The sequence below is a fragment of the Streptomyces sp. NPDC051563 genome (assembly GCF_044454225.1).
Classification (GTDB): Bacteria; Actinomycetota; Actinomycetes; order Streptomycetales; family Streptomycetaceae; genus Streptomyces.
In genome coordinates, this window is record NZ_JBITDL010000027.1 from 100851 (window position 1) to 111693 (window position 10843).

Consider the following 10843-nt stretch of genomic DNA (forward strand, 5'->3'; position numbering starts at 1 on the left):
GCTGCCACGGCCGGCCCGGACGCCGCCCGCGGGGCCGGCCCGCGAAGCGGCCGTGAGGGGTAGCGGCCGGGTGATCGGCGCGGCCCCCTGCCGGCCGGGGGGCGGGCGCGGGAGGATCGGGGCATGGACCATGACTCCGATCCCTTCACGGCCGCCGACTACGCCGCCCGGATGGCCGCCGCCGCGCAGGCCGCGGCCGACGCGGGGCTGGCCGGCCTGCTGGTCGCTCCCGGGCCCGACCTGGCCCACCTCACCGGGTACCGGCCCGTCGACACCGAGCGGATGACCCTGCTCGTGCTCGCCGCCGGTCAGGACCCCGTCCTCGTCGTCCCCGCCCTGGAAGCCCCCGACGCGGAGAAGGCCCCCGGAGCGGGGGCGCTGACCCTGCGGGACTGGGCCGACGGGAAGAACCCGTACGCCGTCACCACGCCGCTGCTGGACGTGACCGGCCGCTTCGGGGTCAGCGACAACACCTGGGCCCTGCACCTGCTGGGCCTGCAGAGGGAGCTGCCGGGCACCTCGTACGTTGCGCTGACCGATGCGCTGCCGATGCTGCGCGCGGTCAAGGACGAGCGCGAGCTGGCCCGGCTCGCGGCGGCCGGCGAGGCGGCCGACGCGGCGTACGCGCAGATCCTGCACGTTCCCTTCGCGGGGCGCCGGGAGAGCGACGTCGCCGCCGACCTGGACGCGCTGCTGCGCGTGCACGGCCACTCGCAGGTGGACTTCACCGTCGTCGGCTCCGGCCCGAACGGCGCCAACCCGCACCACGAAGCCGGTGACCGGGTCATCCAGCACGGGGACATGGTGGTCCTCGACTTCGGCGGCCTCAAGCACGGCTACGGCTCCGACATCTCCCGCACCGTCCACGTCGGCGAGCCCACGGAGGAGGAGCAGCGGGTCCACGACATCGTCCGCGAGGCCCAGCTGGCGGGCGTGGCGGCGGCCCGGCCGGGGGCCGCCTGCCAGGACGTGGACCGGGCGGCGCGCGCGGTGATCACCGAGTTCGGCTACGGGGAGCAGTTCATCCACCGCACGGGTCACGGCATCGGAGTCACCACGCACGAACCGCCGTACATGGTGGAGGGCGAGGAACAGCCCCTCGTCCCCGGCATGTGCTTCTCCGTGGAGCCGGGGATCTACCTCCCGGGGCGGTTCGGGGTCCGGATCGAGGACATCATCACGGTCACCGAGAACGGCTGCCGCAGCTTCAACAACGCCTCCCGCGAGCTGGCCGTCGTGCAGTAGGCCCGCGGCAGCCGGAGGCCGCCGCCTCGCCGGGGCTCAGGACCCGGCGAGGACCAGGCGGTAGCCGTAGTCGACGCTCTCCCGCTCCAGCAGGCCGGCGTGGCGCCGCTGCCAGGCCCCCGACCGCAGGTCCGCGCGCAGCCGGGCGATCCCCGGCTCCACCGCGGAGGCCGGCCGCCTGGCCAGGGTGGAGCTGGCCCCGCGCACGGCAGGGTCGAGGTAGGACTCGGGCCGGCGCCAGAAGGCGGCCCGGAACCCGTCGGTGAAATCGTGCGGGACCGGGAAGGGCAGCACGGTGTGCGCGTCCAGCGCCCCGGTCACCACGGACAGCGGGGTGAAGGCGGAGCGGTCCGCCTTCCCGATCTCCGGCAGGTACTCCTCGAAGAGCCACAGCTCGGTCGCGTGCGCCGGATCCCAGGTGAAGACGGCCTGGCGGCGGGAGACCCGCCGCAGTTCGGCCAGCCCGCGCGCCGGGTCCGGCCAGTGGTGGACGGTCATCACGGCCATCGCCGCATCGAACGCCCCGTCCACGAAGGGCAGTTCCTGCGCAACGGCCCGCACCTTACGGGTCCCCGGGTGCTGGTCGAGCATCACCCGCGAGGGCTCCACGGCCGTCACCTCACGGTCCTCCGGCTCGTACGAACCTGCGCCCGCACCGACGTTGACCACGGTACGGGCGTCACCCAGGCCCCCCGCGATCAGCGCGGCCAGCCGCGGGTCGGGCCGCCGGATCTGCCGGTACCCCACCCCGATCCGGTCGTACGTGGCCGTCCGGCCGCCCGTGCCCGCGGAGAGTTCGTCGGATTCGATCTTCATGGGCCGATCCCATCAGACGGCCCCGCGCCTCCGCGACAGGGTTTACGCCCCCTGCCCCGGCCCCCGCCCCGAGCCCCCCGCCCCGAGCCCCGAGCCCCGAGCCCCGAGCCCCGAGGCTAAGGACCCAGCACCACCGCCGACTCCGCCGGTACGTGCACCCGCCCGTCGGCGTCCGGATGCTCGACGGGCAGCCAGGCGGCCAGCACCCGGACCCCGTTGCGGCCGAGCGCGACGGTGACGGGCTCCGCGGAGAGGTTCACCACCACGCGGACGTCGCCCCGGCGGAACGTCAGCCAGCGGCGCTCCTCGTCGTGGGCGATCCGCAGCGCCGCCAGGTCGGGGTCGCGCAGGTCGGAGTGGGTCCGGCGGAGCGTGATCAGGGCGCGGTGCCAGTCCAGGAGGCGGGCGTGGGCCGAGCGGCCCGGCTCGGCCCAGTCCAGGCAGGAGCGGTCGCGGGTCGCCGGGTCCTGGGGGTCGGGGATCTCCTCCGCCTTCCAGCCGTGCTCCGCGAACTCCCGCCGCCGGCCCGCCCGTACTGCCTCGGCGAGCTCCTCGTCGGGATGGTCGGTGAAGTACTGCCACGGGGTGCCGGCGCCCCACTCCTCGCCCATGAACAGCATCGGCACGAACGGCCCGGTCAGCACCACCGTCGCCGCGCACGCCAGCAGCCCGGGGGACAGCGAGGCCGCGAGCCGGTCGCCCAGCGCGCGGTTGCCGATCTGGTCGTGGGTCTGGGCGTAGCCGAGGAAGCGGTGCGCCGGGGTGCGCCCGCGGTCCACAGCACGGCCGTGGTGGCGGCCCCGGAAGGAGGACCAGGTCCCGTCGTGGAAGAAGGCCCGGGTCATGGTCTTGGCGAGCGCCGCGAGCGGGGCCTCGGCGAAGTCCGCGTAGTACGCCTGGGACTCGCCGGTCAGCGTGCAGTGCAGGGCGTGGTGGAAGTCGTCGTTCCACTGCGCGTGCAGCCCCAGGCCCCCGGCGGCGCGCGGGCTGGTGGTGCGCGGATCGCAGCGGTCGGACTCCGCGATCAGGAACAGCGGCCGGCCCGTCTCGGCGGCCAGCCCGTCCACCGCCGCGGACAGCTCCTCCAGGAAGGTCAGCGCCCGCCCGTCGGCGAGCGCGTGCACCGCGTCCAGCCGCAGCCCGTCGATCCGGTAGTCGCGCAGCCAGGCCAGTGCGCTGCCCAGGAGGTACGCGCGCACCTCGTCGGAGCCGGGTGCGTCCAGGTTGACCGCCGCGCCCCAGGGGGTGTGGTGGGTCTCGGTGAAGTACGGGCCGAACACGGGGAGGTGGTTGCCGGAGGGGCCCAGGTGGTTGTGGACCACGTCGAGCACCACGCCGAGCCCGGCGGCGTGCGCGGCTTCCACGAACCGGACCAGCCCGGCCGGGCCCCCGTACGGCTCGTGCACCGCCCAGGGCGCGACCCCGTCGTACCCCCAGCCGTGCCGTCCGGGGAAGGAGCAGACGGGCATCAGCTCGACGTGGGTCACGCCGAGGGAGGTGAGGTGACCGAGGCGGGCGGCGGCCGCGTCGAAGGTGCCCTCGGGGGTGAAGGTGCCCACGTGCAGCTCGTACAGGACGGCGTCCTGGAGCGGCACCCGGGGGGAGGGGGCCGGCTCGGCGGGGGCGAGGGCGGCGAAGTCGACCACGGCCGAGAGCCCGTCGGGGCCGTCCGGCAGGCGCCGCCCGCGCGGATCGGGGCGTACGGGATGCACGGGCTGTACGAGGCCGGCCGCCCGGTGCCCGTGCTGCCCGTGCTGTCCGTGGTGCCCGAGGTGCTCCGGGTGTCCGGGGTGGACCGGGTCGCGCGGATCGTCCTCGGGGTGGAACGGGCCGCCCGGATCGGCCCCGGGGTGCACCGGGTCGCGCGGATCGTCCCCGGGGTGCACCGGTTCGTCCGGATCGCCCCCGGGCGCGGGAGCCTGCGGCGCGCCGCCCAGCTGGAACCCGTACCGGGAACCGTCGGCGCCCGGGGCCTCCACGACCCACCAGCCGGCGCGCTCCGGATCGGGCGCCATCGCGTACGCGGCCCCGTCGAGCCGCAGTGCGACCCGGTCTGTCAGCGGTGCCCACACCTCGAACTGCACGGACGGTCCCCTCGTCTGGCGGCGGTACCCCAACCTGCGTGTCCGGCCCATCATCCCCGGCTCGTCGCGGGAGTTCTGGACACTCTGCCCCCGACAGGCCGACAATCACCTGGTGACGTCGAGTTTCGAGTTCCCTCCCTTCCCCGCCCCACGGCTCTCGGATGCCGAGCGCGACCGCGCCCTGGGCCAGCTCAGGGAGGGCGCCGCCGTCGGCAAGCTGTCGCACGACACCTTCCTGCGCCGCATGGAACTCGCCCTCGTGGCCCGCCGCTCCGAGGACCTCGCCGTGCTCACCGCGGACCTGGAGGGCCGGGAGGCCGGGGAGAGCCCGTGGACCCGCCGGCTGTTCGGCTGGGTCGGGCGGGTCTCGGCCGTGTCGGTGGGCGTACGGCGGGCCTGGGCCGCGGAGAAGCTGCCCGCGCTGCTCCTCCCGCACCCGGGCGCCGGACCGCTGCGCATCGGCCGCGACCCGGGCAACGGGCTGCGCCTGAGCCACGAGACGGTCTCGCGGGCGCACGCGGAGCTGGGCATCAGGGACGGCGTCTGGGTGCTGAAGGACCTCGGCTCGACGAACGGGACCACCGTCAACGGGCGCCGGGTGACGGGCTCGGCGGTGGTGCGCGAGGGCGACCAGATCGGCTTCGGGCGGATGACCTTCAGGCTGTCGCGAGGCTGATCCCCGGGCCGCGGCTCCGGGCACCGGCCCGGGGTACGGGACCCGGTTGGCGTGCGGACGCCCGCCGTGCGGAGGATGGCACCCATGGAACCCACGTCTGCCGCCCCCGCCGTACGGCCCGCGCGCCCCGAGGACCTGCCCCGCCTGGTCGAGCTCATGGGCGAGCACATGGTCTACGAGAGGTCCGCGCCCCGCCCGGCCGGTCCCGCCGGTCCCGCCGGTCTCGCCGGACGGCTCGGCGCGCAGCTGTTCGCCGAGGGCTCCCGCCTGTGGGTGCTGCTGGCGCGGACCCCGGAGGGCGAGGTGGCCGGGTACGCCGCCTGCTCGGCCGAGTTCTCCTTCTGGGAGGCCCGCGAGTACCTCCACATGGACTGCCTCTACCTGGCCGAGGAGGCCCGCGGACACGGCCTCGGGGCCGCCCTGATGGACGGCGTGGCCGCACTCGCCCGCGAGCGGGGCCTCGGCCGCGTCGAGTGGCAGACGCCCGACTGGAACGAGGGCGCGATCCGCTTCTACGACCGGCTCGGGGCCACCGGCAAGCCGAAGCTCCGGTACGCCCTGCCGGTGGAGTAGGCCGCGCCGGCCGCGGCCGCCGGCCTTGGCCCCCGCGCCTACCGGCCCGCCGCCACGAGCCGGTCGTAGGCGGCGAGGACCACCCGCGACTGGTGCTCCACCTGCGTGGCCACCGGGACCCACCGTGCCTGGAAGCGGTCCGCGAACTCCTCGCACCATCCCGTGACGAGCCGGTCCACGACAGGCGCCGACGGCTGCCCCTGGGCGCGCAGCACCCGGAGCAGCATCGCCGCGGCGCGCAGCGAGAGCCGCCGCCCGAAGGCGTCGATGCTCCCGATGTACGCGGCGGTCGCCTCGGCGGGGGCTCCGGGTCCCGTCCACTCGGCGGTGATGCGGGGGATCAGCGCGAGCGTCCAGTCCACCGCGCGCAGCAGGGCCGCGGCGCCCGGATCCGTACCGCCGCCCGCACCCTCCCGCAGGGCCGCCACCCGCTCGGCGTCGGCGGTGAGCCGACGGGCCAGGACGCGCAGGGCGGCGCGGGGGTCGGGGTGCGGGGCCGGGTCGTCCACCAGGTCCGAGGCCCACATGGGGACTTCGACGATCGCGGTCGTGCCGGAGTGGCGGTGGGCGTGGTACCAGGTGCTGAGCCGGGTGTCCTCGGGATGGAACGGCCCGTCGGCGGTGATCCCGGGCTCGGGCATCACGAAGATCCCGGCCCCCGGCGAGGGCCAGCCCGAGGCGTCGGAGGCGCTCGTCTCGACCGGAATGCGCAGCTCGGCGGCCGATTTGCCGAAGGGCTCGGCGAGCCCGGGTATGTCCCGGGTCAGCTGCACCCAGGAGCCGCCGAGATCGGTGCCGTGCAGGGAGACCTGGAGGGCGGGCCGGAGCTCGTCGATGAGCCGGGTCAGGGCGAGGGTCTCGGGCGGCAAGAGGTCCGGGGGCAGTAAAGAGGGTGCCCATTCGGGCTGTTCGGGGCCGGGCGGCCGGAAGAAGTTCCGGTGGTAGTCAAGCAGGGAGTACGGGCGGGGCGTGCGGTGCAGGGCCGCGCCGTCGGGGTCGGCGCAGAGCAGGAAGTGCCAGGCCGTTCCGGCGGCGGTGGGGGCCGCCCCGGCCCCGGCGCCGACGTCGGGGTGTGGGGCCGCGCCGCCGCGGGCCTCGGCGTCGCCGGAGCCCGTGGCCGCGTGGATGAGCCGGCGCGCGAGCGCGAGGGCGGTGGCGCCGCCCACGGGCTCGTTGGCGTGGGCCCCGGCGACGACGAGCACGGCGCGGGCGGCGTCCCCGTTGCCGACGGAGAGCAGCCAGAGGGGTTCCCCGGCCCGGGACGCGCCGATCTGGCGGAGCCGGGCCCGGGCCGGGTGTTCATCGGCCAGGGCCCGTGCGGCCAGGGCGAGTTCGTGAGGGGTGGGGTAGCACATGTCACGGATCAGGGTCACAGACGGTCCCATTCCCGCCCCGCGCCTGCCCTAGTGCTGTGACCGGGAAGTTTGCCGATCGGCGCCGGGTCAGCCCGTGACCTGGACGTGGCCCGTCACGCCGGGTCCGCGTCCTCCCTGAGCAGGACCGTCACCGGCCAGGCTCCGCCGAGGAGCGCGGCGAGCGGTGTCTCGCCCTCGTACGGGGCTTCGCGCGTGCCCTCCGCGGGCCCGGGGAACGCCAGCCGCCGCCACCGGCCCGGGGGCAGGGTCAGGGCCGTGTCCCGCCAGCCGCCCGCCGTCGCCAGGCCGTACGAGAGCCGGGTGACCACCGCCACCAGGCCGGGGCCGGAACCGGAGCCGGAACCGGAGCCGGAACCGGAGCCGGAACCGGAGTCGGGGCCGGAATCGGCTCCGGCGCCCCGGGCGAAGGCCACGCAGTGCTCCGCGGCCGGGCCCCGGGCGAGCAGCGGCGCGTAGCCCGTGAACAGCGCGGGCTCGCTCCGCCGCAGCCGCAGCAGGGCGGCGGTGAGGGCGAGCTTCTCCTCGGCGGCGCCGGACGGTGCGGCGCCCGCGTCCAGCCGGGCCAGGGTCTCCCGGGGGAAGACGGCGGGCCGCCGGTTGTCCGGGTCGACCAGGGCCCGGTACTCCGTCTCCGCGCCCTGGTAGACCTCCGGGACCCCGGGCATGGCCAGGTGCAGCAGCGCCGCGCCGAGCAGGTTGGCGCGGGCCGCCGCCGCCAGGGGTCCGGAGGGCTCCGGTGCGGCCGCCGGGAGGTACCCGGGGACCGTGGCCTCGTACGCGGGGTCCTGCTCGGTCCACGTGGTGTGCAGGGCGGCCTCGCGGACGGCCTTCAGCAGGGCCTCGGAGAGCCGGTCGCGCCGCTCGTCGGGGGAGCCGTCGGCCCCGAGTCCGAACGCCGTCTGCCAGGCCACCCATGCGAGTTGGGGATCCGCCCCGGCCGGGTCCGGTACGGAGTCGGGGTCCTGCGAGAGCGCCGAGATCCGGGCCCGGACGTCCGCGCTGCGCTTCGTGTCGTGCGTGGTCAGCACCGTTCCGGCGCGGGGCCACAGCTGCTCCCGTTCGGCGCAGTACGCGTGGAACTCCGCCACCGTGACCGCCGGAGCCCCCGGATCCCCGCCCACCTCCGTGGCGGACAGCAGGGGGGCGTACCGGTAGAAGGCCCTGTCCTCCAGGGACTTGGCGCGCAGGGCCGCCGAGGTCTGGGCGAAGCGGGCTGCGAAGGCCGGGTCCCGCAGCAGCAGTTCGCGTACGCCGGCCACCGGGCCCGGGCCGGCCTCCGCGGCGGCCCGCTCCAGCGCCTCGGGCGAGAGCTCCGGATCCCCTGGGTAGGGCCGGTAGACGGGGTAGGCGATGAGCAACTCGCTTACAGCGGAGCAGAATTCAGAGCCCGCCAGCCGTTCCAGGGTGGCCAGTTCGGCCGCCAGGTCGCCGGTCAGGACCTCGCGGGCGGCCGCCGCGGCCGTCCGCTCCCAGCGGGGCTGCCCGGTCGCCCGGCGGAAGCGGGCGTCGAGCCGCGCGGCCCCGGCCGGGTCGGTCAGTACCCCGTCCACCCGGTACAGCGCCTCGTACCCGGTGGTCCCGGCCACCGGCCAGGCGGGAGAGAGCCGCTCCTCGCGGGCCAGGATCTTCTCGACCACCACCCAGCAGTCCGCGCCGACGGCTTCCCGCAGCCGCCGCAGGTACCCGGCGGGGTCGGCCAGGCCGTCCACGTGGTCGATGCGCAGCCCCGCCGCGACCCCGTCCCGGACCAGCTCCAGCACCTTGGCGTGCGTGGCGGCGAAGACCTCGGGGTCCTCGACGCGCACCCCGATCAGCTCCGAAATGGTGAAGAAACGACGGTAGTTGAGGCCGGTCCTGGCCTCGCGCCAGCACGCGGGCCGGTACCACTGGGCGGCGAGCAGGGCCGCCGGTTCCAGCCCGGCCGTGCCCTCCCGGAGCGGGAACTCCAGCTCCCCGATCCGCAGGACGGACCGGTCGCGGGAGCCGACTCCGCCCCGGGAGTACCCGGAGTCCCCGGAGTCCCCGGAGTCCCCGGAGTCCCCGGAGTCCTTGGCCTCCGCGGACTCCGCGACCTCGATGGATCCGGGGTCCAGCGGCTCCGCGAGCACGGGCAGCAGGAGCTGTCCCCCGCGCGCCTCCCAGTTGATGTCGAACCAGCGCGCGTACGGCGAGCCGGGGCCTTCCCGGGCCACCTCCCACAGGGGCCGGTTGAGTCGGAGCGGCGCCGGGAGCGCCATGTGGTTCGGCACGATGTCGAGCACCAGTGCGAGCCCGTGCGCACGGGCCTCGGCGGCCAGGGCGCGCAGGCCGTCCTCGCCGCCCAGCTCCACCCGGACCCGGGTGTGGTCGGTGACGTCGTACCCGTGCGTGGAGCCGGGCACGGCCTCCAGTACGGGGGACAGGTGCAGGTGGGTCACGCCGAGCGAGGCGAGGTACGGCACGACGGCCCGCGCGTGCCCGAAGGTGAACTCGGGCCGCAGCTGGAGGCGGTAGGTCGACGCCGGGGTGACGGCCGGGGGTACATCGGTTTCCGGCCGGTTGAACTCGGGACTGGTGCGACCGGTACGCGGGGGCAGGCTCATGAGAACGTACGTACCCAGGATGCGGGATTCCGTGCCATGACCCAATGCATCCGGGTGACTGCGCCGGGTTAACGTTGCTCAAGTGTTTGGAACCGTCAACACCTATCGAAAAGTCATCGCCCTGACCGGGCCCCTACTCCCGCTCATCTCCTTCTTCGCCCGACTGCCCGTCGCGATGTCGCAGTTCGGCAGCGTCCTGCTGGTCGCCGAAACCAGCGGCTCCCTCGCCACCGCGGGCATAGTCGGCGGCACCCTCTCCGCCGGACAGGTGGTCTTCGGACCCGTGCTGGGCCGGCTCGCCGACCGTCACGGGCAGCGCCCCGTCGTCCTGACGGCCGCCGCGGTCAACGCGGTGGCGACCGCCGCCCTGGTGGCCGGGGCGCTCTCCGGGCTCGCCACCGTGCCGCTCGCCGCGATCGGGGCCGTCACCGGTGCCTCCGTCCCGCTGATCGGACCGCTCGCCCGCACCCGCTCCGTGGCCCTGGCCCACCGCGCCAAGTCCGACGAGAGCGTCGTGGGCGCCATCCACTCCCTCGAAGGCACCCTGGACGAGGTCTCCTTCGTCTTCGGACCCGCCCTCGTGGGCCTGGCCACCCTCGTCCTGCACCCGGCCGTCGCCCTCGGCGGCGCGGCCGCGCTCGTCGCCGTCTTCGGCACCCTCTACGCACTGCACCCGACCGCCGCCGTCACGGCCGGAGTGCCCGCGGGAGTCCGCCGGGAGAAGGAGCGTGCGCGGGTCCGCCCGCCGCGCGTGGTCTTCGCGGTACGGGGCTCCCTCGCCCTCCAGGGCGCCATGTTCGGCGCCTGCCAGGCCGGAATCGCCGCCCTCACCGCACAGTTGGGCGTCCCCGGCCAGGCCGGCATCGTGTACGCGGCCATGGGCGTCGTCAGCGCCGCCGTCGGGCTCTCGCTCGGCGCGCTGCCCGCCCGCTTCGGGCTGCGGCTGCGCTGGCGGTGGGCCACGGCCGCCGCGCTCGTGCTCTCCGTACCGCTGCTCTTCACGCAGACGCTGTGGCCGCTGTACGCGGTCGTCACCGTGCTCGGAGCCGCCTACGCCCCGCACCTGATCACCGCCTTCGCCATCACCGAGCGCGCGGTGGAGCCCTGCCGGCTCGCCGAGTCGATGGCCTTCGCCGCCAGCTCCCTCGTCGCCGGGCAGGCCGCCTCGCTCGCCGTCTCCGGGCGGCTCGCCGAGGCGTACGGGCCCAGCGCCGCCTTCGCGGTGGCCGTGGGGGCGGCCGCCCTGTGCCTGGTCCTGGCCCTGGTCACCCGGGTGCCGTCGGACCGGACGCACGCACCGGTGGCGACCGGCGGCGGCGCCCGTCCGGACGTCCTCCTGGAGGGCGCCGCCTACGCCGGGCACTGAAGCGGGGGCCGGGGCCCGCCCCCCCCCCGGCCCCCCCCCGCCCCCCCGCCGGGGGGGGGGGGCGGGGGGGCGGCGGGGGGGGGCGCGGCGGGGGGGGGGGGGCCCCCCCACCCACCCACTCCGCG

At 76.0% G+C, this 10843-nt stretch carries 8 protein-coding genes; 4 read left to right on the top strand and 4 right to left on the bottom strand.

The annotated features are described in order from the left end of the window. Positions 1–123 precede the first annotated feature (123 nt). Entirely contained in the window at positions 124–1245 is a 1122-nt protein-coding gene (locus ACIA8F_RS28775; protein WP_399383055.1) for a M24 family metallopeptidase, read from the top strand. A gap of 36 nt (positions 1246–1281) precedes the next feature. On the opposite strand, the gene ACIA8F_RS28780 is transcribed toward ACIA8F_RS28775, so the two are convergent. Together ACIA8F_RS28780 and treZ are read right to left on the bottom strand one after the other, a co-directional pair. Beyond that, positions 1282–2061, bottom strand: a complete 780-nt coding sequence (locus tag ACIA8F_RS28780; RefSeq protein ID WP_399383057.1) for a class I SAM-dependent methyltransferase — start codon at positions 2059–2061, stop codon at positions 1282–1284. A 116-nt stretch (positions 2062–2177) separates the two neighbouring features. Further along, on the bottom strand, positions 2178–4145 hold the full coding sequence (gene treZ / locus ACIA8F_RS28785) for a malto-oligosyltrehalose trehalohydrolase (RefSeq protein WP_399383058.1): 1968 nt from the start codon (positions 4143–4145) through the stop codon (positions 2178–2180). A gap of 112 nt (positions 4146–4257) precedes the next feature. On the opposite strand from treZ, the gene ACIA8F_RS28790 reads away from it, so the two are divergent. Beyond that, on the top strand, positions 4258–4821 hold the full coding sequence (locus ACIA8F_RS28790; RefSeq protein WP_399383060.1) for a DUF1707 and FHA domain-containing protein: 564 nt from the start codon (positions 4258–4260) through the stop codon (positions 4819–4821). An 84-nt stretch (positions 4822–4905) separates the two neighbouring features. Next, positions 4906–5394: a GNAT family N-acetyltransferase gene (locus ACIA8F_RS28795; protein WP_399383061.1), complete on the top strand. Its 489-nt coding sequence runs from the start codon at positions 4906–4908 to the stop codon at positions 5392–5394. Positions 5395–5432: 38 nt separating this feature from the next. On the opposite strand, the gene ACIA8F_RS28800 is transcribed toward ACIA8F_RS28795, so the two are convergent. Beyond that, positions 5433–6767 (bottom strand): M14 family zinc carboxypeptidase, encoded by a 1335-nt coding sequence (locus ACIA8F_RS28800; protein WP_399383063.1) that lies wholly within the window; start codon positions 6765–6767, stop codon positions 5433–5435. Between the two features lie 95 nt (positions 6768–6862). After that, on the bottom strand, positions 6863–9352 hold the full coding sequence (treY, locus tag ACIA8F_RS28805) for a malto-oligosyltrehalose synthase (protein WP_399383065.1): 2490 nt from the start codon (positions 9350–9352) through the stop codon (positions 6863–6865). Positions 9353–9434: 82 nt separating this feature from the next. Between treY and ACIA8F_RS28810 the strand changes: the two genes are divergently transcribed. Beyond that, positions 9435–10718, top strand: a complete 1284-nt coding sequence (locus ACIA8F_RS28810) for an MFS transporter (protein ID WP_399383066.1) — start codon at positions 9435–9437, stop codon at positions 10716–10718. Positions 10719–10843: the final 125 nt, after the last annotated feature.